The 20,455-nt window shown below is 63.1% G+C and carries 26 protein-coding genes and 1 pseudogene; 9 read left to right on the forward strand and 18 right to left on the reverse strand.

Going from position 1 to position 20,455, the window contains the following annotated elements:
- Positions 1-83 precede the first annotated feature (83 nt).
- Positions 84-1,202 (forward strand): tyrosine-type recombinase/integrase, encoded by a 1,119-nt coding sequence (locus IEV87_RS00005; protein WP_188475597.1) that lies wholly within the window; start codon positions 84-86, stop codon positions 1,200-1,202.
- Here the strand turns inward: IEV87_RS00005 and IEV87_RS00010 are convergent.
- The 4 genes from IEV87_RS00010 to IEV87_RS00025 all read right to left on the reverse strand — a co-directional run bounded on the left by IEV87_RS00010 (position 1,184) and on the right by IEV87_RS00025 (position 2,515).
- Positions 1,184-1,375: a hypothetical protein gene (locus IEV87_RS00010; protein WP_188475598.1), complete on the reverse strand. Its 192-nt coding sequence runs from the start codon at positions 1,373-1,375 to the stop codon at positions 1,184-1,186. The genes IEV87_RS00005 and IEV87_RS00010 overlap by 19 nt on opposite strands.
- A 79-nt stretch (positions 1,376-1,454) precedes the next feature.
- Positions 1,455-1,784, reverse strand: a complete 330-nt coding sequence (locus IEV87_RS00015; protein WP_188475599.1) for a DUF2190 family protein — start codon at positions 1,782-1,784, stop codon at positions 1,455-1,457.
- A 3-nt stretch (positions 1,785-1,787) separates the two neighbouring features.
- Positions 1,788-2,006, reverse strand: a complete 219-nt coding sequence (locus IEV87_RS00020) for a phage head-tail joining protein (protein WP_188475600.1) — start codon at positions 2,004-2,006, stop codon at positions 1,788-1,790.
- A complete protein-coding gene (locus IEV87_RS00025) occupies positions 2,006-2,515 on the reverse strand; it encodes a phage major capsid protein (RefSeq protein ID WP_444544308.1) in 510 nt (169 codons plus the stop codon). Before IEV87_RS00025 ends, IEV87_RS00020 begins: the two co-directional genes overlap by 1 nt.
- A 50-nt stretch (positions 2,516-2,565) precedes the next feature.
- Here IEV87_RS00025 and IEV87_RS00030 point away from each other — a divergent pair, with 50 nt between their 5' ends.
- Positions 2,566-2,850 carry a hypothetical protein gene (locus IEV87_RS00030; RefSeq protein WP_188475602.1) on the forward strand — a complete coding sequence of 95 codons (285 nt, stop codon included), beginning with the start codon at positions 2,566-2,568 and terminating at the stop codon, positions 2,848-2,850.
- Positions 2,851-2,901: 51 nt separating this feature from the next.
- Complete coding sequence (locus IEV87_RS00035; protein ID WP_188475603.1) at positions 2,902-3,498, forward strand: lysozyme inhibitor LprI family protein; 597 nt, start codon at positions 2,902-2,904, stop codon at positions 3,496-3,498.
- Between the two features lie 6 nt (positions 3,499-3,504).
- On the opposite strand, the gene IEV87_RS00040 is transcribed toward IEV87_RS00035, so the two are convergent.
- Together IEV87_RS00040 and IEV87_RS00045 are read right to left on the reverse strand one after the other, a co-directional pair.
- Positions 3,505-4,203, reverse strand: coding sequence for a hypothetical protein (locus IEV87_RS00040; protein WP_188475604.1), 699 nt, complete (start codon positions 4,201-4,203; stop codon positions 3,505-3,507).
- Between the two features lie 12 nt (positions 4,204-4,215).
- Complete coding sequence (locus IEV87_RS00045; protein ID WP_229737374.1) at positions 4,216-4,527, reverse strand: terminase gpA endonuclease subunit; 312 nt, start codon at positions 4,525-4,527, stop codon at positions 4,216-4,218.
- Positions 4,528-4,978: 451 nt separating this feature from the next.
- On the opposite strand from IEV87_RS00045, the gene IEV87_RS00050 reads away from it, so the two are divergent.
- Together IEV87_RS00050 and IEV87_RS00055 are read left to right on the forward strand one after the other, a co-directional pair.
- Entirely contained in the window at positions 4,979-5,188 is a 210-nt protein-coding gene (locus tag IEV87_RS00050) for a helix-turn-helix domain-containing protein (protein WP_229737375.1), read from the forward strand.
- Between the two features lie 9 nt (positions 5,189-5,197).
- Positions 5,198-5,608, forward strand: a complete 411-nt coding sequence (locus tag IEV87_RS00055; RefSeq protein ID WP_188475605.1) for a helix-turn-helix transcriptional regulator — start codon at positions 5,198-5,200, stop codon at positions 5,606-5,608.
- A 342-nt stretch (positions 5,609-5,950) separates the two neighbouring features.
- Here IEV87_RS00055 and cas9 read toward each other — a convergent pair whose 3' ends face one another.
- Positions 5,951-6,808: a type II CRISPR RNA-guided endonuclease Cas9 gene (gene cas9 / locus IEV87_RS00060; protein ID WP_229737377.1), complete on the reverse strand. Its 858-nt coding sequence runs from the start codon at positions 6,806-6,808 to the stop codon at positions 5,951-5,953.
- Positions 6,809-7,199: 391 nt separating this feature from the next.
- Between cas9 and IEV87_RS00065 the strand changes: the two are divergent.
- From IEV87_RS00065 to IEV87_RS00080, 4 genes and pseudogenes are all read left to right on the forward strand, one after another.
- A pseudogene (locus IEV87_RS00065) lies at positions 7,200-7,340 on the forward strand (IS5/IS1182 family transposase); the annotation flags it as partial.
- Positions 7,341-7,611: 271 nt separating this feature from the next.
- Complete coding sequence (locus IEV87_RS00070; RefSeq protein ID WP_188475606.1) at positions 7,612-8,721, forward strand: hypothetical protein; 1,110 nt, start codon at positions 7,612-7,614, stop codon at positions 8,719-8,721.
- 4 nt (positions 8,722-8,725) lie between these two features.
- On the forward strand, positions 8,726-9,193 hold the full coding sequence (locus tag IEV87_RS00075) for a RidA family protein (protein WP_188475607.1): 468 nt from the start codon (positions 8,726-8,728) through the stop codon (positions 9,191-9,193).
- On the forward strand, positions 9,190-10,182 hold the full coding sequence (locus IEV87_RS00080; RefSeq protein ID WP_188475608.1) for a dipeptidase: 993 nt from the start codon (positions 9,190-9,192) through the stop codon (positions 10,180-10,182). Before IEV87_RS00075 ends, IEV87_RS00080 begins: the two co-directional genes overlap by 4 nt.
- Here IEV87_RS00080 and IEV87_RS00085 read toward each other — a convergent pair.
- The 11 genes from IEV87_RS00085 to IEV87_RS00135 all read right to left on the reverse strand — a co-directional run bounded on the left by IEV87_RS00085 (position 10,179) and on the right by IEV87_RS00135 (position 20,362).
- Positions 10,179-10,763 (reverse strand): glutathione S-transferase N-terminal domain-containing protein, encoded by a 585-nt coding sequence (locus tag IEV87_RS00085; RefSeq protein WP_188475609.1) that lies wholly within the window; start codon positions 10,761-10,763, stop codon positions 10,179-10,181. The genes IEV87_RS00080 and IEV87_RS00085 overlap by 4 nt on opposite strands.
- Positions 10,760-11,566, reverse strand: coding sequence for an ABC transporter permease (locus tag IEV87_RS00090; protein WP_188475610.1), 807 nt, complete (start codon positions 11,564-11,566; stop codon positions 10,760-10,762). The genes IEV87_RS00085 and IEV87_RS00090 overlap by 4 nt, the downstream gene beginning before the upstream one ends.
- Positions 11,566-12,789: an ABC transporter permease gene (locus tag IEV87_RS00095; RefSeq protein ID WP_188475611.1), complete on the reverse strand. Its 1,224-nt coding sequence runs from the start codon at positions 12,787-12,789 to the stop codon at positions 11,566-11,568. Before IEV87_RS00095 ends, IEV87_RS00090 begins: the two co-directional genes overlap by 1 nt.
- Positions 12,786-13,823 (reverse strand): ABC transporter substrate-binding protein, encoded by a 1,038-nt coding sequence (locus IEV87_RS00100; RefSeq protein ID WP_188475612.1) that lies wholly within the window; start codon positions 13,821-13,823, stop codon positions 12,786-12,788. The genes IEV87_RS00095 and IEV87_RS00100 overlap by 4 nt, the downstream gene beginning before the upstream one ends.
- A 67-nt stretch (positions 13,824-13,890) precedes the next feature.
- Positions 13,891-14,973: an arginase family protein gene (locus IEV87_RS00105; RefSeq protein ID WP_229737378.1), complete on the reverse strand. Its 1,083-nt coding sequence runs from the start codon at positions 14,971-14,973 to the stop codon at positions 13,891-13,893.
- A 10-nt stretch (positions 14,974-14,983) separates the two neighbouring features.
- Positions 14,984-17,350 carry a xanthine dehydrogenase family protein molybdopterin-binding subunit gene (locus tag IEV87_RS00110; protein ID WP_188475613.1) on the reverse strand — a complete coding sequence of 789 codons (2,367 nt, stop codon included), beginning with the start codon at positions 17,348-17,350 and terminating at the stop codon, positions 14,984-14,986.
- Complete coding sequence (locus IEV87_RS00115) at positions 17,347-17,802, reverse strand: (2Fe-2S)-binding protein (RefSeq protein ID WP_188475614.1); 456 nt, start codon at positions 17,800-17,802, stop codon at positions 17,347-17,349. The genes IEV87_RS00110 and IEV87_RS00115 overlap by 4 nt, the downstream gene beginning before the upstream one ends.
- Positions 17,793-18,659 carry an FAD binding domain-containing protein gene (locus IEV87_RS00120; RefSeq protein WP_188475615.1) on the reverse strand — a complete coding sequence of 289 codons (867 nt, stop codon included), beginning with the start codon at positions 18,657-18,659 and terminating at the stop codon, positions 17,793-17,795. Before IEV87_RS00120 ends, IEV87_RS00115 begins: the two co-directional genes overlap by 10 nt.
- Entirely contained in the window at positions 18,634-19,257 is a 624-nt protein-coding gene (locus tag IEV87_RS00125) for an MSMEG_1061 family FMN-dependent PPOX-type flavoprotein (protein ID WP_188475616.1), read from the reverse strand. Before IEV87_RS00125 ends, IEV87_RS00120 begins: the two co-directional genes overlap by 26 nt.
- Positions 19,254-19,928: a glutathione S-transferase family protein gene (locus IEV87_RS00130; protein WP_188475617.1), complete on the reverse strand. Its 675-nt coding sequence runs from the start codon at positions 19,926-19,928 to the stop codon at positions 19,254-19,256. The genes IEV87_RS00125 and IEV87_RS00130 overlap by 4 nt, the downstream gene beginning before the upstream one ends.
- On the reverse strand, positions 19,925-20,362 hold the full coding sequence (locus IEV87_RS00135) for a DoxX family protein (RefSeq protein ID WP_188475618.1): 438 nt from the start codon (positions 20,360-20,362) through the stop codon (positions 19,925-19,927). Before IEV87_RS00135 ends, IEV87_RS00130 begins: the two co-directional genes overlap by 4 nt.
- Between the last annotated feature and the right edge of the window lie 93 nt (positions 20,363-20,455).

Below are 20,455 nucleotides of genomic sequence, written 5' to 3' on the forward strand. Positions count from 1 at the left end.
TTTGTGACAATCTCTTCCGGCTTGTGCCGCTTCGTAGCCATTCTGATCCTCCGTTTTCCTAAACATAACGTCGGACCACTTCAGTGGGGGAGGATCAGGAAGCCAAGCAAGCGGGCGACACGGCCGATGCGGAACGCCGCTATGAGGCGGCGCGGCGTCTGGCCAAGTCCCGGGGCTTCCGGTTCCTTGCCGCTGATCGGGTGGCAGAGCTGCCCCGCGAAGAGCTTCTGGCGCGTGTCGAGGCGGTGCCCGCGCCCGCTGGCGAGCCGGATGCTATCGAGGCGGCGGCCGTGCTGGGTGGAGCGCAGGAGCCGCCCATTATCGTCACGCGGGCCTTGGAGCTGTATTGGACGCTGGCGGCGGACAAGAAGCGGGGCAAGAGCCCGGACCAGCTCCGCCGCTGGGAAAACCCGCGCAAGAAAGCGGTGAAGAATTTCGTGGAAGTCGTGGGCGACAAGGCCCTGCCGGAGATTACGCCGGACGATATGCTGGACTTCCGGGGCTGGTGGATGGAACGGCTGGAGTCCCACAACCTCACCCCGAACAGCGCCAACAAGGACTTGATCCACTTGGGCGAGGTGCTGAAAACCGTGAACCGCATGAAGCGGCTGGGGCTGGTGCTGCCTTTGACCGATCTCAGCTTCAAGGAAGACGAAGCGAAGACCCGGCCGCCCTTCTCCGAAAGCTGGATACGCGAAAAGCTCTTGGCCCCCGGTGCGCTGAACGGGCTCAACACGGATGCGCGGTGCATCCTCTTGGGCATGGTCAACACGGGCTACCGGCCCAGCGAGGGCGCGGCCCTGACGGCCGCCACGATCCGGCTGGACTCCAACGTGCCGCATATCTCGATTGAGCCGGACGGCCGCCAGCTCAAGAGCGCCTACGCCCGGCGGGTCATCCCGCTCACTGGCGTCAGCCTTGAAGCCTTCCGGGAATGCCCGCGCGGCTTCGAGCGATACCGGGAAAGCTCCGCCAGCCTGTCCGCGACGGTCAACAAATACCTGCGGGGCAACGGACTCTTGGAGACGCCCGGCCATAGCCTTTACAGCCTGCGCCATGCCTTTGAAGACAGGATGCTGGCGGCGGGCATTGATGACCGCATCCGGCGCGATCTCTTCGGGCACCGGCTTGACCGGGAACGGTATGGGAAAGGGGCCAGCTTGGAGCATCTGCACGGCCTGTTTCAGCGCGTGGCCATCTGACGGGCAATCGCCCGCGCACGCGCCAGAGCGTCGCCATGGGTGGCGGCCTCGGCCAGTGCGATCTCCTCTTCGATCCGCTGGAAGATCGGGGAATAGACGGGATCGGCCAAGACCAGTTTGGCCAGCTTGTCCCGGGCGGCGTAGAGCCGCTGAAGGTCGTCTTGGGTCGCCACCTTGCCAGCACCAGAGAGCCCCCGCCGCGTGGGCGGCGGAGGCGCTTGGCGCGTGGCATGGGTGACGGCGGGCACGATCTTACCCGTTGAGCCGCACGTTGACGGTGCCGCTGGGGTTGCCTGCGGCGGTCACGGCCAGCCCGATCTCGGGATTGCTGCCGGTGTCGTCGTCGGTCGTGACCAGCCCGACCGAGTCGTGCCAATAGACGGGTGCGCCGACGGTGAAGGCGTCGGTGCTGACCTTGGACATGGTGAAGACGCCCGTGGTGGCGATCACCAGCGTGTCGCCGGATTCAGCGTCCCCGAAGGCAATGCCGAAGAGCGAGCCGACCAGAACGCCATCCCCGGCGGCGGTGGTTGCGGCGGCCGTCACGTTGATGCGGTCGCCCGGTTGGGCACAGTTTTTCATGGGTTAAGTCCCCTTGGATGTGGTGAAGTGAAGGGTGTGCGGCCGGGCCTTCGAGGTGGCCGCGATCTCGGCATCAAGCGCGGCCAGCGCCCGGGCCATCTCGGAGTCGGAGCGGTACTCCACCTCCTCCCCCGACGAGTCCCGGAAGCGCCGGACGCCAGCAGCCCGCGCCGTCATGAGCCCGTCACGGGCTGCCGTGAGCTGATCCAGCGACAGGGCCATTAGGCGCTGCCCGGATCGTAATAGGCCGCCCGCCAGTCGAGCCAGCCCGCGCCGAAGTCGAGCCAAGCCCGGAATTTCAGCCCCAGCGTGGACCATGCTTCGGCCCGCTGAATCTGGACGCCCTGAGCGGAGCTGAGGTAGCCATACTGAAGCGCGGCGATGCGGGCCGGATCGGCGAAGACAAACCAGTCCTCCCCGGTCATGCGCGGTTCCACCAGCAGGCTCAGCTTGGAGCCGAAGACGTTCACGTCATCGGTCGTGGCCGGGTAGATCGAGGCCAGCAGACGCTCAGCGTGCGACTCCAGCTCCGGCCCCACCAACAGATACTTGGGCTGCACGTTGATGAGCGTCTTGCCGTCCAGCCCCTTGTAGCCGCGCATGGCCTTCCGTGCCGCTTCCAGCGCCGCCATGTCGGTGGATGCGCCAAGGCTGGTGCCGGTGCCCGCCACGTTGCCCCGGGCCGCATCGAAGACCGGCGTGCCGTCGCTCATGTCGGGGTTGCCCGTCACCAGCGCCAGAAGGATGTCGGCTTCGGTCTGCGCCGCCGCTTCGCCAACCCGTGTTCAATCTCGAAAAACTGGAAGCTGCCCGGCTTAGAGCCCGGGAAATGCTTGGCGAAGGCATCTCTGTTGAATTCCCGCTGTGGTATACGCACCACGCGATTTCGCTGCTCATGAAGAAGCGGGGCTTTGACGTGCCCGAAGACGTGCTGGCCTTCGCCTCTGAAGGTCGCCTGAGCGACTCATGGGTGCGCGACTGGAATGACCCCTGTGGGAATATTTCCGAAGTTCAGGTCATGGTTGGGATGATGTCCCAGACGCAAAATGCCCGGCAAAGTCGTTGAACAGAAAACCTCTCGACGTTAGCGTGGGCAGGGTCTAGTCGGAGGCATTTTATGGAATGGATTGTCGGATTTTTTGTCGGTTTCGTCGCAGACCTTTTTCGTTCAGTTTTTATGCCAGCCACCACCGAATGGCTGAACAGGCTGATACCCTCAGCTCGTCGCAGAAATAATGTAAAAGATAACGTTCTGACATTCGAAGTGATGGAGCGCCTCAAATCTCTGGGCAAAGACCCAAATTTGGCCAAATTCGCACGAGATGATGCGTCTCAGTTCATGAATGTCCTTACCAGCCAGCAGCAGGCTTTTATCGACAACGCCATCGAGATCATAGATAGCACTCACATGTCTCAGGTTGAGATGAACCTTGAGGCTCAGCGACGCGCAGATGTGGCAAGCCAACAGTTGGAACGAGCTGTTATTGCGCTAGAAAAAAGCGGATGGTTGTCAAACTCACAAATCGCAGCGTTGCACGATAGTCAAGAGAAGTGGCTGGCTTACGCGAAAGCTCATGCGGAATTTTCGGCACTTGAGTTTGAAGGTGGAACCATCAGACCGCTTGTGTATAGCAGCGAAATGGAAACTTCGGCGGTAAGTCGAACGGGTGAACTCCGCAGAGCCTACGAGGATATGCAGGGTCGCTACGATTAGTCGAGATCAAAACCCTGCGGGCATGCCAAGGTTCGCTACGTACAGTTCACTTTCAAATTCGCCGCCGGATATCGTTTCTAAGTTAATTCTGAAGGCATAGTAGTAATCTACAGGCCGCTCGAGGCTTTCAGCCGAAGAGATACTAAACGCCACAGAATAGGCGTCCGACAGCTCGCCCTTGTCGTTCAAAAAAAGTGGGTCACTCCCATCAATAACCTTGGAATCATCGCGCCATGGGTTCTGCGCATAGTCTATGCCGTAGTGCTCCAACAAATAGGCCAGAAAGCGCACTGGGTCAGCATCTGGCGCGGCTTTCCGAAATTTTGAAAGGACCAGCGCCATTTGGTCAAATGGACGAAAATTCATTGTGGCGCTTAAAACTCGCGCCTCCCCCGGTGGGATAGTTAGGGGAAAGGAATCAATGCCCCCGAAAGCGCATGAAGTGCTGTAGCTATCACCCGGGAGGTTCACGAACATTGAGCAATACGCCTCCTTGATTGTAACGCTCTTGTCGGAAAGGTTGGACACCAAATAATTTTGATCGAGAGATATTCCAAAATCGAAGCGCAAATCACCGATAGAGACCTGACTAATCTTTATATTCTCCCTTTGAGCTTTCCAGCTCCCATATGAGTTGAAAGCCGAAATCCCGAGGCTAAACAGAGATATCAGCAAGGGGATGGCGAATTTATAATCTTTAAACATGTTAGGCGTCATCTACCGTTCCAACCAAGCAGACTTAATCACTCTCGGGGCCGGTTTGGGAAGGGTCTTTGCCTTCACTTCCTCCTCCCGCCGTTCCACCTTGGCCCCCACCAGATTGCGCACGGCAACGGCGTAGACCACGCAGTCGAGGCTTTCCGCCCGCCGCCCGGGGATGCGTTCCCACTGGCGCACGGGGGCTCCCTTCGCGTAGCGCATGACCAGCCGTTCACTGGCCAGCTCCTCATAGAAGCGCCCTTCCAGCCCGTCGCTGAAGCGGACAGAGCGGCCCCGGGTCAGGCGGCTTGCGAGCTGGCCCTTGAACATCGCGGAGCACGCTGGCAAATTAATCCACAATTCGATTCTTGATGGGAAGAGACAGGGCGTTCAAACGGCATCCGGAATCCTGTACCAAGTCACACTTGCCGGACGGGAACACGGGATCAGCGGCGCGCGGGACAAAGACACGGTCCGCAAAAGTTGGGGTGCATACCGCGGCATAGTCCATCTCGGGATGGCTATGAATTTCTTTGAAGATTTCTTTGAAGATAAGCCGTTTCAACCTGGAGAGGTCCTTTTCGCGGCAGAACGTATACGTCGTGTCCTCTCAGAAACCTGTCCGAAAGGTACCTCTGAGCCCTATGTCCCGCCAGAGGAGCAAATTTCTTTTGTTTATCAATCAGACACTTGGGGTCCCCGATTTCGAGATCGGGGACTGCCGTTCTCCGTAGGAGATTGAGCATCTTCCGCTGCAATTCAATTCAGCGGAAGGTATCCAATGTTGCCCCAACTCTTCGAAAACGATCGCAACTACCTGCTCGGCGATCCCGAGCTCGAGATCATTGGCGATCGCGAGAAACTCGCCCAGTGGCGTCATAAGATGAAAGGCCCGGCGTTCTACCGGCTGGGCCGCAAGATCATCTATCGCGGTTCCGACCTGAACGACTGGGTTGCGGCGAACCGTGTCGATCCGTCGAAGAATGCGTAGGGTCGAACGATGTCGAAAAAGGCGCGCGAGCCCCACGAGGCCCTCGACCTGTTCTCAGTGGCGGAACTGCCAGAGCACACCCTGCCCGAGGTCGGCAACCTGAAACATGCGAGGTCGGCAGTGAGACCCGCCCCCACACCCCAGAAGGTAACCAATCCTACAACCCTTGCGGAGGGGGCGTCGAACGAACGCTGCCTGCGGGACACGGCGGTGGCTCAGCGCTACGGTGTGTGCCGCCAGACGGTGTGGCGCTGGGTGGCGCAGGAGAGCCTGCCGGAGCCAATCAGGCTCTCGGAAGGTGTCACTCGCTGGCGCTTGTCCGACCTGCTCGCCCACGAGGCTTCACTGCCGAAGGGCGCGAAGGCAAAGGTGGTTCGCTCACGCCCTATTCAGACCGCCAAGGCAGGGGGGCTGCAGTGAGCCGATCCTACCGTAATGTCCGGACGCACGACACGATGGTCTATTCGGTCGACGACGTTCAGGCGCTTTTCGGCGTTCATCGCAATACTGTCTCGAACTGGGTAGTCTCCGGCCTGAAGCCCTCGGATGACTCTCTGCCGCAGCGCTTCCGGGGGGCCGAGCTCAAGCGCTTCCATGCTGATCGGGCGGAGCGCGCCCGTCGCAACCTGCGGCTGGGCGAGTTCAAATGCATTGCGTGCGGCAACGCCGTGTTCCCTGAACTCGGCACGCTCTCGCTCACGCGCAAGGAAGGTCATGTTTCGCTGGCTAGTGCGACGTGTTGCGACTGCGGCGCAAGCCTGTTCAAGCTACTAGGCGCGACTGAGTGCGACTACCTTCAGGAATGCCTTGATACAAACACGTCAAGCGTTCCTCGGAGGTGAACAGACACAGCCCGATCTTCGGCTCTTTCAGAGGGCGTTGATAAAAGATCTTCTCAAAAACCAGATCGCGCAGATCGTCAGTCAGGTCCGGGTAAAACCTGGCCTGCGCGGCCCAGAGAGTGTGAAATTCCTGCTCCAGATGCCGCCGTTCGGGGTAGAAATCGTACCCCGCTTCCTCCTTGGCATCCGGCCCCCCGCGTGAGGCCACCGACAGCCGGGTTCGCACGGTTGGGACATGCCTCGGATCGGTGGCCGTTTGACGTCGCACATGCAGGAATTCGCCATAGGTCCGCGCCTTGGCGTGGTGCATTGCCCAATCGAGCCGCTGGGTTGCATCCTTGATCTTACCGCTCTCATTGTCGCCACGATCCGCCTTGCGGTTTGACTTGAAACCGCGGCGCTGGTTGAGATGCAACAGCGCACGTCCGAAATGCGTCAGCGGTAAGCTTTCATCCAAACCTTTGGCGCGCAATTTGTAGGGATCGAGCACTTCCAAAGCCTTGGCCTCCCTCGGATCGGACGGCATTAGCCCCGTTTTCGCCAGTACCTTCATCAGTGTCGCGCGCCGCCGCAAATAGCGGTCCCGGCGCCGCCGCATTGCGCGCGCGGCACGGCGATCTACCGCCAGAGAAGCCTTGGATTTCGGATCGCGACCGTCCGAGAAAATCCGAACCCCACCATCAATGACACCGATAATGCGCGATGAAGTGCCATCTCCGTCCGTCTCATAGAGCCACCATCCAATCGACGTGGATCCAATATCCAAACCAAGTCTCATCATCCTGTCCCAATACACCAATCAACGCCGGACTATTTTTAGACTAAACTCTGGTTTTGCAACTTGCTTTTTGCTTTGTCACGTGAAACGATCAATACGTTCAGAATTCGCGGTCGAGCCGTTAACAAGCTCGAAGTAGCACCACATTGAAGCGCGTCCCACGGGGCGCGTTTTCCCTTTCTAGGGGCGGTGTGATGGGCAACGCCTTCTGTTTTGTGGTGAGGTTTCCCGGATGCGGACACTGAGAGCTGCGTTTGGCAAGGACCGCTAAGGGCCGGAAGTCACGTGGCCTTTCAGCTTCTGAAGTAGCCGGCCTACGATACCGTATGCCGTCACCGGCTCCTGGACACGCACTTTCACTTCGGTAGCAGATGCGAATTCGGCGCCCGGAAAGCTCCGCTACAAACGACGTAACCAGATCGAGATAATGTTCGGTTTGCTCGAGGACTGGCGTCGCGTTGTCAGCCGATATGACGGGTGTCCAAAAGTCTTTCTTTCGGTTGTCGCCCTCGCTGCGACCGCCATGTTCTGGCCATGCCGCGACAACGAGTCTTGCCCCAAGGCAAGGATCGCCGACCACCTGGCCCGGATTTCGTGTCTCAGCATTGGCGCATCCGATGCTAACCATTGATGCTTCATGTGCTGATCCGTCGGCAAGGACCTGCATATTCGGAGAAGAGGTAAGCAAAAAGCTGACCTTCGTCCCGCGCCAATCGTCGGGCCAAGCCGTTACGAGGCCCACACCCGTCATCGGGAAATCGGGGCCCAAGGTCATATTTTCCTAGCAGCCGAGGACACCGGTTATGCCAGAGCCGTCTCCCGCCTTTGATTTCGACGCAGACTGGAACCGCATCGCCAAGCTGATCGTGCAACAGTCCCTGAAGACCGAACCGGGCGAGCGGGTGATCCTGCATGCCGACCCGACCTACTTCCCTGAGCTGACGGAACAGGTGCGGATCGAAATTCTGCGGGCCGGTGCAGTCGAGGTCGCCTGTGCCATGCGCGACAGTCCCGGTTTGCACGCCGCCCGCACAGCACTTCGCCGTCAGGAGGAGCCGGAGCTGCGCGAGATGGAGGATGCCGCGGTCCGGGGCCTGTTCGATGCCGCCGACATCTACATCTGGCTGCCGACGTCGTGGCAGATGGCCTATCACCAGACGGAGCGGATCCTGACGACATGGCCCGGCCGGTCCGTGCATTTTCACTGGATCACGGATGTCTGGGACCCCCATGTCTTTCGCGTCTTTTCAGAGGCCTGCTACCGCGCGCTCTGGATCGACCATGCCGCGCTGGACGCCCGGCAGCGGCGGATCATGGATGCGCTGCGCGGTGCCGAGGTGCATGTCACCTGCCCGCGTGGCACCGATTTCCGGCTGAATGTCCGCCCGGATGCGCATTTCCACCACGGCAATGGCGATGCCTCGCGCGCCTTCATCGCCGATAACGCCCGCCCCGGCAGCGCCCGGGATCGCGAGGTTGAACTGCCCTGCGGTCTTGTCCGCACGGTGGATTTCGAGGGCGCTGAGGGGCGTGTAGTCGCCCCTGCAACCCATTACGCGGGGCGGTTCGTCGGCGATATGGCGCTCGATTTTGCAGAGGGTCGGATGACCCGCTTTTCGACCGAACGCCATGACGACTGGGCGCAACGGCGATGGGAGGAGGAGACCGGCGACAAGGACCTGATTTCTGAACTCAACATCGGCACCAACCCCGAACTGAAGCCGATCCCCGGCGTGGACGGCTTTCCATATTACGGCTACGGCGAGGGCATCCTACGCCTCGACATGGGCGAGAACTGGGAGTCGGGGGGCTGCCTGCATTCCTCGGTGCATCGCTGGATGAGCTTTGCCGATGCTTCCCTGACCGCAAACGGCGTGCCGGTGCTGGACGCCGGGCGCCTCGTTCTGGAGTGATCCCATGTCTGCCGAAGCCACTATCGCCCGTCTCGGGCTGGTCCTGCCTGCCTCTGCCAAGCCGATCGCGAATTACGTCGGCGCTGTGCTGATGGGGCGGACACTGATGATCTCCGGGCATATTCCGCTTGGACCCGACGGGGTGCTGATGCGGTCGGGCATCGTCGGGGCAGATGTCGGCATCGCAGAAGGGCAGGCCCTGGCCCGGCAATGCGGCATCAACCTTCTGGGGACGGCACGGTCGGTCATCGGTGATCTGGATCGGGTGGCACGGGTGGTCAAGGCGGTCGGCTTCATCCGTTCGGCCCCCGGGTTTTCTGATCAGCCGAAGGTTCTGAACGGGTTTTCCGACCTGATGGTCGAGGTCTTCGGGCCGGACATCGGCGCGCACGCCCGGTCTGCCGTGGGCGTATCGGAACTGCCGCTTGGCGCGCCGGTGGAAGTGGAGCTGGTTCTGGACATCGCAGGATGACCCGAGGGGCGGAGATCGCGGCGCGGAACCTCGGTTTCGACATGCTCTCCCTAAGTTATGCGCTGGAAGAGCCGTGGTGCGACCGGGTGAAGGCCGCCGGGATCGACGCAATGAACGTGACGTTCGGCGGAGAGGAAAGCTGGGACGCATTCCGCCGCAGCGTTGATCAGAAGATGGAGATCATCGCGAGGAGCCATCTTCTGACGCTTGCCCTGACCTCGGAGGATATCGAGGAGGCCCGGGTCGCCGGCAAGCTGGCAGTCATCATGGGGACCCAGGGCGCGCATATTCTTGATGACCGTCCTGAACGGGTGGCCGAACTGGCTGGAATGGGTCTGCGGGTCCTGGGGATCGTCGGCAGCTTTTCCAATCTCCTTTGTGATGGCAGCGCAGAGCCGCGAAATGCCGGGCTGACGCTGTTAGGGCGGGAGGTCATCAATGCGGTGAACAAGACGCCGGTTTTGATCGACATTGCCCATTGCGGACACCGGGCAAGTGCCGAGATCATCGAGGCAGGACGCGCTGTCATCTGTTCCCACGCCAACGCCTTCGCGGTTGAACCGACGGACCGGAACCGCCATGACCGTGATGTGCAGGCGATGGTAGCGAAGGGTGGGATGATCGGGCTTTGTGCCCTGCCGCGCGCGATTGCGGCAGAGGGGCCGTCGCTGGCGCATCTGCTGGATCATGCCGACCACTGGAAGCGGCTGGTCGGCGCAGAGCATGTCGGTCTCGGGCTCGATCTGATGGAGGGGTTTCGCGCGGCAAAACAGGCGAACCCGGCGCTCATTCGGCGCCGGACGCTGCGCCCGGACATCTTCGGCACGATGGAGGATTTCTGGAACGACGACCTGGCCCACGGAATCAATTCCATCGCCCAGCTGCCCGATCTTCTGGACGGGCTGTTGGCGCGTGGCTGGTCGGAGGTGGAGGTCAGGGGTGTGCTGGGCGGGAACTGGCTGCGGGTCTTCCGTGCGCTGTCAGGTTAGCCCGGCTGCTGAACCGGCGCGGTCGCGGCGAACCACGCTTCAGCTGCGAGGCGGTCGAACCATGCGGCAACCGCCGGCCGCCCCTCCCGCCAAGCCATTTCCGGGAAGCGGATGTCGAGATATCCAAGCGCGCAGGCGATGGAGATCGTTCCGAGCGTAAGCCCCTCGGGCTGCGCGGCATCCAGCGCGGTGACGGCCGAGAGTATATTGCGCGCCTGCCGGTCGATCCAGTCGGGGTCCTGCTGTGCAGGCGGGCGGTGATGTTCCACGAACTTTTCGACGGCAGCATCCATGATCCCGTCACCAAGCGCAGCCTCGCGAAAAATCTTCCAGCGGTCAGGTCCCGCGGGCGCGAGGGCCGTGCCCTCGGCCAGATATTCGCAGATGACCCGGCTGTCGTAGAGCGCGGTTCCGTCGTCCAGCTCCAGACAGGGGATCTTTCCGAGCGGGTTTGCCTGATACAGCCTGTCCGGGACGGACCAGGTATCCGACGTCACCAATTCCAGGTCGCGACCCGTCAGCGTAGCGACGCAACGGACCTTGCGGGCATAGGGCGAGGTTTCGGAATAGTGCAGTTTCACTTGCGGCTCTCCCTTGCGATCAGGCGCAGGCTGATGACGGTGATGGCCAGCGACAGGGCGGCCAGAAGGGTCGCGACGGCCAGGATCGTGGGGTCGAGGTTTTCGCGCACGCCCGCCCACATCTGCCGGGGCAGGGTGCGCAGCTCGGTCGAGCCGACGAAGAGCGTCACCACCAGATCGTCGAAGGAGGCGACAAAGGCGAAAATTGCTCCGTTGAGGATGCCGGGGCGGATCAGCGGCAGCCGTACGCGCCAGAATGTCCGCCAAGGCCCCGCGCCAAGGCTCGCTGCCGCGCGGATGAGCGTTTCGTCGAACCGGGCGAGGCTGGCACCGACGGCGATGATGACAAAGGGCGTGGCGATGATGGTGTGGGACAGGACCATGCCGGCAAAGGTTCCCGTCAGGCCGATCCGCGTGAAGGCGAAGTAGACCGAGATGGCAGTAACGATCAGCGGCAGGGCCATGGGCAGCGCCATGAAGGCTGTCAGTGCCCGCGATGCAACTGGAGGCAGGCGATGCAGGCCCAAGGCGGCGAGGGTGCCGAGCAGGACGGACACCGCCATCACCGTCAGCCCGATCACCGTCGAATTCCAGAGCGCGAGCCGCCAGTTGTCGAGCGTGAAGAAGGCCCGATACCATTGCAGCGACAGGCCAGGCATGGGGAAGGTGAAATAGGGTTCGGAGTTGAAGGACAGCGGCACGATGGCCAGCAGCGGACCGACAAGGAAGATCACGACCCAGCCACACCAGACCAGAAAGGCGATCCGGGCGGGGCGCGCGCCGTGGAAGAGAAGGTCCAGCATCAGCGCCCCCTGAGCAGCGCGCGGTAAAGCGCATAGAGCAGGCCAACCGCGACAAGCAGCAGCACCGCAAGGGCTGAGGCGAGGCCCCAGTTCAGCGCAACGCTCGTGTTGAAGGCGATGAACCAAGCGAGCATCTGATCACCGGGCCCTCCGACCAGCGCGGGCGTGATGTAATAGCCAAGCGACATGACCCCGACCAGAACCAGACCGGCCATGATGCCGGGCGCGGCCAGCGGCAGGTATATGCGGCGGAAGACGGTTATCGGTGTTCCGCCAAGTGAGAGTCCGGCGCGCACCATCTCGATCGGGATGGTCCGCAGGGCGGCATAGAGCGGAAGGATCATGTAGGGCAGCATGACGTGGGTCATGGCGATCAGCACGCCGGTCCGGTTGAACATCAGCGACAGCGGCTCTGTGATCAGGCCGAGGGAGATCAGCGCCTTGTTGACCACGCCCTGACCCTGCAAGAGCACGACCCATGCTGCGGTGCGGGCCAGCAGCGACATCCAGAAGGGCAGCAGGACGACCCCCATGAGGATCATGGTCAGCCGGGGGGAGGCTGCGGCCATCAGGAAAGCCAGCGGAAAGCCGAGGATCAGGCAGGCCGCGCAGACGGATGCACTGATGAGAAAGGTCCGGACAAGCGCGTCTAGGTGGACGCGGTAGACCGGCTCGACCCGTTCGATCCCCTCCGCCCCGACACGCCGGTCGAGGGTTGCGAGCAGGTAGTCGGGTGTGACCGGCGAAGAGAGGCGCTTGATCTCCTGCCAGATGCGCGGGTCGGCCCATTTCTGGTCGAGCGCAGGCAGGCTTTCGGCAAAGGGCGGCTCCAGCCTGTCCGCCCGCGCCCCGGTCTTGCGGATCAGGCCCAGCCAGCCGGGTTCGACAAGGTTCAGGCGACGGCCGATGAGCCCGGTGGTCCTCTCCGCATCGGCGGCGCGGAATTCGGCGATGGCGGCGGCCATTGTGGCCTCGTCCGGTAGGCCCTCGCCATCCCACTCGGCAAGGGCGGCTGCGGTGCGGGGCATCATTCCGGCGATTTCCGGGTTGTCGACGCTGCGCCAGAGCATCAGCACAACCGGCAGCACCCAGGTCAGCAGCAGAAAAACCAGCAGCGGCGCAACCAACAGGATCGCAACGCCGTGCCCGCGCAGACGCAGGGTGAGAGCGGGCCGGAAGGGTCCGGCCCGCGTCATGTTCGGGGTCTGGGTCAGGTCGCTCACTGTGTCAGCCAGGCCTGGAAACGGGCCTGAAGCGTGTCGAGGTTGTCGGCCCAGAAGGCGCTGTCGTTCTTGATCCCCTTGGCAAGGTTATCGGGGTAGTTCGGCAGCTGTTCCGCCAGCCCCTCGGGCAGCATCGCGCCCGCATCCACATGGGTCGGACCGTAGGAGATGTACTCCATCTGCTTCGCCTGTCGCTTCGGATCGGTGGCGAAGGCGATGAACTTCATCGCATCGTCCTTGTGCGGAGCGCCACGGATGACCGCGAAGAAGTCGACATCGTAGTTCTGGCCGTCCCAGATGATCTCGAAATTCTTGCCGTCCATCCGGTTGGCGGTGGTCACGCGGCCGCTCCACGAGGTGGTCATGGCGACCTCACCGTCCGAGAGCAGCTGCATGGGCTGGGAAGACGCCTCCCACCAGATCACCTGATCCTTGATGCTGTCGAGCTTGGCAAAGGCGCGGTCCAGACCTTCGGGTGTCGACAGAACCTGATAGACATCCTCCTTCGCCACGCCATCGCCGATCAGGGCGAATTCCAGCGTGGTGGCGGGCGATTTGCGCATGGCGCGCTTGCCGGGATATTTCGTGAGATCGAAGAAGTCGGCGGCGGTGGTCGGGGCGTCGCCGGTGATCTTGTCAGCATCATAGGCCATGACAGAGGACTGGACGATCGTGCCGACGCCACATTCCTGGATGGCGTCCGGGATCAGCTTGGTCTGGTCGATCAGCGACCAGTCGATCGGTTCCAGCAGGCCGGTGTCGCAGCCGAGGATGATGGTCGAGGTTTCGCCGGTGACCACGTCCCAGGTGACATTGCCAGCGTCGATCTGCGCCTTCACGGTCGGCCAGACTTCGGATGCGACCTCTTCCTGAACGGGGATGCCCATCTCGGACTCGAAGGGCTTGTAGTAGGCCTCCCGCTGGCTCTCGGTATAGCTGCCGCCATAGGTGGTCACGGTCAGCTTTCCCTCGGCCAGCGCGGGCGTTGCCGCCAGAAGGGCGGCGGCCACAATGGGGGTGACGTGTTTCTTCATTTTCTTTCCTCACTGTTGATTTTGTTTGATGAATTGCGCCGGGCCAGAGACCGCCCCGGCGGTGGTCTCAGGCATTCGTTAACCCGGCTTTGCGCATGGCGAGCCCTGCGCAGAGATACATGATGACGTAGACCAGCACCCGATAGATGGCCGGAGAGCCGGGCGGGATGCAGATGAAGCTGAGCGCGGCGATGCCGCGCTTGCCACATTCATGGGCGAGGCGGATCACCTCGTAATCCGACATGCCAAAGGGTTCGGCCAGTTCGCCGAGGATGTCGCCCGGCGCAGGACCGGCACCGCCGAGCACATCCATGTCCCAGTGGCAATAGACATTCTCGGTGCCGTCCCAGGCGTGATGCAGCTGATCCACCAGCCCCTCGATCCCGAGGCCGGAGCGGATCTTCCACATCGGAAAAAAATGCGTGCCGAGGTCGAGGAAGCGCTGGACCTGTTCGCGGTCTTCCAGCATGCCGCGTTCGCCGATCTCCACCAGGTTCTTCTGATGGAAATTGTCGAGGAATTCGTAGGTCTTGTATTTCCACGCATCCGATCCGGCGATCCGCGGGTCCATCGTCAGCTTGTCGAGGGGCGCGATGTCCCAATGCGTATCCAGCGACACGCAGCCGACATTGCCCTTGGTCCGTTCGCTGACCACCTTGGCGATGGCGAAGCTGCCGCAGGGGGAGTTCTGGCCGATCACGATAGGCACTGCCCCGGCGGCCATGGCGTCGTTCACCTTCGCCTCCACCGCCGCCTGCGCGCGCAGGACATTCTCGGCTGTTGGGGCTGTCTGGCATTCGGGCGGGATGTCGGCGTCGCCATAGTCGACCACCTTCAGATGTTCGAAGACGTCGAGGTTGAAGTCCTGGATATAGCCCGAGCCATAGCGGATCGACTGCTGCCGGATGCGTTTCGGCGCCGCGCGCCATTCGTCAGCCCCGACACCCATGTATTCGCCCCATCCGGCGACGTATGGTGCGCCGATGATGACGACATCCGCGCCCACAAGATCGGCGGGGGTCGTGGCATGGGGGCGGCCCATGTAGGTCGGTTCGTCCGGGCCGATCATGGGGAAATACCACGGTGCCATGTGGCTGTAGGTATTGGTGATGGATCCCTGACGGATCTCTTCCCAGCTTGGATAAGTCATGTCTTGCCTCTCAGTGCGGTGTGTGGCCCAGCCGGTCGAGCGCGGCGATGACCCGTTCGGGGGTCATCGGCAGGTCGACCCAGCAGCCGATGGCGTTGAAGACGGCCTGGCAGATGGCCGGAACGGGGGCGGCAATCGGCGCTTCCCCCGCGCCCCGTGCGCCGTATGGCCCGACGGAGTCGTGGGAATTGCCGAAGATCACCTGCGTGCGCGCCGGGAAATCGGCGCTGCGCAGGACCTTGTAGTCGAGGAAGCCGTCATTCATCACGGCCCCGGTTTCGGGGTGGAAATGCAGCTCTTCATGCAGCGCGAAGCCCGCGCCGCAGATTGCCCCGCCGATCACCTGATTCATCAGCACATGCGGGTTCACCACGGTGCCGCTGTCCTGACAGGCGAGGTAGTCCAGCAGGCGGATTTCGCCGGTGCCGACATCCGCTTCCACCTCCACGAAATGCGCGGCGAAATGGCGGGCGAAGGTGGTGGAGGGTGGCATGGCCTCGGTCGGTCGGCCGATTACGGTAGAGAACTGGCCAAGTGCGTCGCTGCGCACGGCGTTCAGCACCTCGGCAATAGTGTAGCGCTCGTTGTCGGGGCGCGTGCGGCGGTGGACGAGGTTCTGACGGATATCCAGATCGTCCGGATCGCAGTTGAAGAGGTTCCGCGCCGCGACCTCCAGTATTTGCCGCTTGGCGTCCTTCGCCGCCGAGACAGTGGCGAAGCCCGTGCGATACATGGTGTTGGACGCGATGGAGCCATGGCTCCAGGGGCAGCTGTCGGTATCCCCCGTCTCCATCTCGATCATGTCCCAGGTGACGCCAAGCGCTTCCGCGGCGACCTGAACCTGCGTTGTCTCGGCCCCCGACCCGTGCCGCCCGACGGAGGCATGCAGCTTGACGCTGCCATCGGGGTTCACGCGGACGGTTGCCGCCGTCCCACCTTCGAGTTCTACGCCGCAGCAATGGATTCCTGTGCCGACGCCAACGGCGCGGCGGATCTCTCCGTCGCAATGATTCGGCTTGCCCCAGCCGACAAAGCGCTGGTCCCAACCAAAGGCGGCGGCACCTTCGCGCAGGATCTCCGCGGTTGAGCCGGAGGACAGCACAAACGGCTCTGGCCAGTCTGCGGGCACCTTGGCCCGGAAGGCCTTGCTGTCGGATCGGGCCTGCGCCACCTCGGGCACGTCATGGCCCATGATGTGGCGCAAGGGTTCGCCCGTGCGCAGCTGATGGGACAGGCGGAATTCGACCGGGTCGAGGCCCAGCCGTTCCGCCGCCATATCGCAGAGCCGTTCGACGCAATTGCCGAGCGTCACGTCGCCCACGCCGCGCATGCAGCCCGCGGTGACAAGGTTGGTCGAGGCCGCGCGCACCGTGCAGCGCCCGCTTTCGGCCCGGCCCCAGTTGTCGACGCAGAAGAAACCGACGTCGTTCTTGAAGCCGTAGCCGCCGTTGTCCATCACGTGGTCGATTTCGAGGAAGGTGATCCGCCCGTCTTCGGTCACGCCGATGCGGCCGGTGGACAGCTCCTTGTGGCGGCGCTTGACGGTGGCGAAACACTCGGCGTTGGAGAGTTCGATCTTCACCGGGCGGCCGATCTTGCGGGCCAGAAGCGCGGTGATCATCATGAAGTTGTTGGACCACCACTGGCCAAAGCTCGATCCGGTCGGCAAGGCCTGAACCCGGACCTTGGATTGCGGAATGTCCAGCGCCATGGCGAGGCCCGTCTTCAGTTCGGATGGTGTCTGGGACCCGGTCCAGACCGTGACCCGGTCGCCCTCCCAGTCCGCCAGGCAGGCATTGCGGCCGATGGTGGCCATCTGCTGGCTGGGATGGTCGATGACGGCGTGGAGGATGTGATCAGCCTCCGCCTCACCCGCAGCGAGGTCGCCCCATTCGGCAACGTAGGGCTCTCGCAGATTGCCTTCGTCGCGGACTGGCTCTGCGCCCGTTGCACCGGCGGCCTCGGCGGTCAGAACGGCGGGAAGCACCTCGTATTCGACGCGGATCAGGGCGGCGGCGGCGCGGGCGATCTCCGGTGTGGTGGCGGCGACGGCGGCGACCTCGTCCCCGGCAAAGCGGGCATGACCATCGAGCGCCGGGCCGCGATAGTTGAACCAGCAACCATCCCAGACGGTGCGCGGCGTATCCTCATGGGTCAGTACGCCGACCACGCCGGGCAGCGCCAGCGCCTCTGTCGCATCGACGCGCAGCACCTTCGCATGGGCATGGGGCGAGCGGACGAGCGCGCCATGCACCATCCCGGCCAGCGCCAGATCATTGGCATAGCGCAGGCGGCCCGAGACCTTCTCCCGCGCGTCGCGCACGGGCAGCGGTTTGCCGACGTGATCGTGTTCCGTTGGATCGAAGGAGATGGTCATGCCGCACCTCGCAGGCTGGCGGCGGCCTTGAGGACCGCCCGCGTAATGAAGGGATAGGCACCGCAGCGACAGATGGAGCCGGAGAGCGCTTCGCGCACCTCGTCCTCGGACGGGTCGGGGGTGCGGGCGAGGAAGGCGCGGGCTGTCAGGATGAAACCGGCGGTGCAGAAGCCGCATTGAAAGCCCTGCTCTTCGATAAACGCCTGTTGCAGGGCCGCCGTGGCCGGATCGTCGCATTCGATCGTCTCGACCGATGTGCCCTCGGCCTGTGCGGCCAGCATCAGGCAGGAGGTCACGGGCCGTCCGTCGATGAGCACGGTGCAGGACCCACATTCGCCCTCGGAGCACGAGACGCGCACGCCGGTCAGGCCCTGCGCCCGCAGCGTATCGGACAGGCGTTCAAGCGGGGCGGGGGTGAGCTCGGTCTCCCGCCGGTTCAAGGTCAGGCGCATGGCATCCTCCTGAGGTGATCGGCTGCGGTGGTGAGGGCGCGGCGGGTCAGGACCCCGGCCATCCGGCGGCGGTAGTCTGCGCTGGCCCGCAGATCGGTGATTGGCGCGCAGGCCTCTTCGGCCATCTTGGCGCAACCGGCGAAATCGAGGCCGTCGTAGGCGCGGCCTTTCAGGGCCTCGGCAATGCCCGGCACCAGCAGCGGAACCGGGGCGACGGCACAGAGGGCGACGCGGGCGTCGAGGACATGGCACTCCTCATCGAGCGTCAGAGAGGCCGCCGCACCAACCAGAGCGATATCAACGACCGTGCGGGCGATGCGGGTGTAGGCGGCAGTCTGCCGTTGGGGTGTCGGGACATGAACGGCGGTCAGGATTTCCTCTGCGCTGAGCACGGTGCGCCCCGGACCGGTGAAGAAGCCGTCGAGCGGTATCCGGCGGGTGCCGGCTGGTCCAGCAATCGAAACCTCTGCGCCAAGAGCCAGCAGCACCGGAGCGAGGTCGGCAGAGGGGGCCGCATGACAGAGGTTGCCGCCCAGAGTCGCCAGTGTCCGTGTCTGTACGGTGCACATGCTCCGGACGGTGTCGGCTACAGCGGGCAGGGGGCTGGCCTCCAGTTCCGCCAGGGTCAGAGCGGCACCGAGGGTCGTTTCGGCCCCGGTCGTCTGGATCGCCCGCAACTCTGCGATATGCGTGAGGTCGATCAGCGCCTCGGGGCGCAGCCCCTTGCGGTCGATCATCAGCCAGAGGTCGGTGCCTCCGGCCCACCAGACCGACCCGGGGCCAGAGAGCGCCAGCGCTTCGGTCAGCGTGGCCGGCCGTTGCAGCACCGGCTCAGTAGAGCGTGCGATAATCGTCATCCACGACCTCCTGCATTTCATCGAGGGTCATTCCGGTCTCCTGCTGGGCGATCATCAGGCCGGCGAGCGAGATCCATTCCTTGCGGTCGCGCCGCGCCGCATCGGTCCAGAGGCCGGAGCGGAGCATGCAGCGGGCGCAATGCACGAAGACCTCTTCAATCTCGACCGCGATCCCGACTTTTGGAACGCGTCCATTGAAAGCCATCCGCTCCATCAGCTCGGGATCAGCGATCACCTGCGCCCGGCCGTTGATCCGCATGGATTCCCCGAACCCCGGCACGAGGAAAAGCATGCCGATCTGCCCGGTCTTCATGATGTTGCGCAGGCTGTCGGCCAGCCTGTTGCCCAGCCGTTCCGGGATCACGAGACGCCGGTCATCCAGCACGAGCGCAAAGCCCGGAGCATCGCCGCGCGGCGAGACGTCGGCGCGCCCGTCCGCCCCATGGGTCGAGATCAGGCAGAAGGGCGACAGCGCCAGGAAAGCGCGTGCATGGGTGTCGAGCGCAGGCTGCTTGACGGCCTCGATCATCGGATCGGGCGGGCCGCCAAGCGCATCCTGCAACTGGGCGGGGTCTGTGATGACGTGCGACCAGCTCATGCCGCCGCCCCCGCGCCTGTGCGCGCCAGGTCCCCAAGGTGCGACTGCCGGCGCAGGCAGAAGGTCATCAGCTCTTCGGCATAGCTGGGCAGGACGGCATTCCTGACAGCCGGGCGCGCCATGACAGCACGCCGGTAGGCCGCGACCTTGGGCATTCCCTCGGTCAGGCCGAAGTCGCCGATCCGCTCGAATGTCTCGAAATAACGGAAGACCGTGGGCCAGACCGCATCCACCATGTGAAACCGATCGCCTGCGAAGTAGGGACCGTCGCCAAGCGCGGTTTCCAGCCGGGCCAGATGCCCCTGGAGAGCCTGCCGCTTTTCCTCGAACGTCGCTTCGGGTGCGGAATAGAACCCGCCGATGGCCGAGAGTGTGGCCGATCCGACCTCGATCCAGGACCGGTGCCGCGCCTTCTCCAGCGGGTCGGCGGGGTGCAGGCTGTCCTCTGTGACTTCGTCGAGATATTCGCAGATTACAGCACTTTCGAAGAGCGCCGTGCCGTCGACCTTCAGCACCGGGACCTTACCGAGGGGCGAGATCGCGGTGAACCAGTCGGGTTTATTCGCAAGGTCGATATAGGTGCGGTCGTGTTTCACGCCCTTTTCGGACAGCACGATAATGGCGCGCTGCACATAGGGGCAGAGGTTGTAGGAAACGAGCTGATAGGTCATGCCTGTGCCCCCTCTCCTGAAAGCCGGCGGGGCAGGGCGACGGAGGGCATGAGGGCGAAGCGGCCGTCGCCAAGTGCCCATTGGACGAGTGCCAGCAACGTCAGATAGGCGGGATATTCCCAGCCTCCGTTTTCATACCCAAACATCCAGCCGTTACCGGCGTGGGCCCAGGTGGCGCCTGCAAGTACGGGGGCCAGTGCAAGCGCCGTCCAGCGGGCCTGAATGCCGAGGACAAGGAGGATGCCGCCAAGGGCTTCTGCCGCGAAGATCACGTAGGCAAACCAGCCAGGCAGGCCAATCGAGATGAAGAACTGTGCGGTGCCGGGCAGCGTGAAAACGAAGAGCTTCAGGATCAGGCTGTGGGCTAGGAACATCAGACCAAGCGCAACGCGCAGGGCAGTGATGGCGTAGGGGGCGAGAGTAGACTGGGTCATGGACCGACTCCTGGTGTGAAAGAACAGAGACGGTTGTACAATCCGTATTTGCCGACTAATATTGGCTTTATCGGCTTCTTCTATTGCGAGAAT

The organism is Primorskyibacter flagellatus (assembly GCF_014638275.1).
Taxonomy (GTDB): Bacteria; Pseudomonadota; Alphaproteobacteria; order Rhodobacterales; family Rhodobacteraceae; genus Pseudooceanicola; species Pseudooceanicola flagellatus_A.

Bases quoted from the DNA above. Each gene is read 5' to 3' on its own strand.
- IEV87_RS00125 (WP_188475616.1), bottom strand. From the start codon at position 19,257: ATGAGCTGGTCGCACGTCATCACAGACCCCGCCCAGTTGCAGGATGCG.
- IEV87_RS00080 (WP_188475608.1), top strand. From the start codon at position 9,190: ATGACCCGAGGGGCGGAGATCGCGGCGCGGAACCTCGGTTTCGACATG.
- IEV87_RS00110 (WP_188475613.1), bottom strand. From the start codon at position 17,350: ATGACCATCTCCTTCGATCCAACGGAACACGATCACGTCGGCAAACCG.
- IEV87_RS00115 (WP_188475614.1), bottom strand. From the start codon at position 17,802: ATGCGCCTGACCTTGAACCGGCGGGAGACCGAGCTCACCCCCGCCCCG.
- IEV87_RS00045 (WP_229737374.1), bottom strand. From the start codon at position 4,527: ATGTTCAAGGGCCAGCTCGCAAGCCGCCTGACCCGGGGCCGCTCTGTC.
- cas9 (WP_229737377.1), bottom strand. From the start codon at position 6,808: ATGAGACTTGGTTTGGATATTGGATCCACGTCGATTGGATGGTGGCTC.
- IEV87_RS00135 (WP_188475618.1), bottom strand. From the start codon at position 20,362: ATGACCCAGTCTACTCTCGCCCCCTACGCCATCACTGCCCTGCGCGTT.
- IEV87_RS00040 (WP_188475604.1), bottom strand. From the start codon at position 4,203: ATGTTTAAAGATTATAAATTCGCCATCCCCTTGCTGATATCTCTGTTT.
- IEV87_RS00075 (WP_188475607.1), top strand. From the start codon at position 8,726: ATGTCTGCCGAAGCCACTATCGCCCGTCTCGGGCTGGTCCTGCCTGCC.
- IEV87_RS00055 (WP_188475605.1), top strand. From the start codon at position 5,198: ATGTCGAAAAAGGCGCGCGAGCCCCACGAGGCCCTCGACCTGTTCTCA.
- IEV87_RS00130 (WP_188475617.1), bottom strand. From the start codon at position 19,928: ATGACCTATCAGCTCGTTTCCTACAACCTCTGCCCCTATGTGCAGCGC.
- IEV87_RS00070 (WP_188475606.1), top strand. From the start codon at position 7,612: ATGCCAGAGCCGTCTCCCGCCTTTGATTTCGACGCAGACTGGAACCGC.
- IEV87_RS00050 (WP_229737375.1), top strand. From the start codon at position 4,979: ATGTTGCCCCAACTCTTCGAAAACGATCGCAACTACCTGCTCGGCGAT.
- IEV87_RS00015 (WP_188475599.1), bottom strand. From the start codon at position 1,784: ATGAAAAACTGTGCCCAACCGGGCGACCGCATCAACGTGACGGCCGCC.
- IEV87_RS00020 (WP_188475600.1), bottom strand. From the start codon at position 2,006: ATGGCCCTGTCGCTGGATCAGCTCACGGCAGCCCGTGACGGGCTCATG.
- IEV87_RS00090 (WP_188475610.1), bottom strand. From the start codon at position 11,566: ATGCTGGACCTTCTCTTCCACGGCGCGCGCCCCGCCCGGATCGCCTTT.
- IEV87_RS00035 (WP_188475603.1), top strand. From the start codon at position 2,902: ATGGAATGGATTGTCGGATTTTTTGTCGGTTTCGTCGCAGACCTTTTT.
- IEV87_RS00120 (WP_188475615.1), bottom strand. From the start codon at position 18,659: ATGACGATTATCGCACGCTCTACTGAGCCGGTGCTGCAACGGCCGGCC.
- IEV87_RS00100 (WP_188475612.1), bottom strand. From the start codon at position 13,823: ATGAAGAAACACGTCACCCCCATTGTGGCCGCCGCCCTTCTGGCGGCA.
- IEV87_RS00105 (WP_229737378.1), bottom strand. From the start codon at position 14,973: ATGACTTATCCAAGCTGGGAAGAGATCCGTCAGGGATCCATCACCAAT.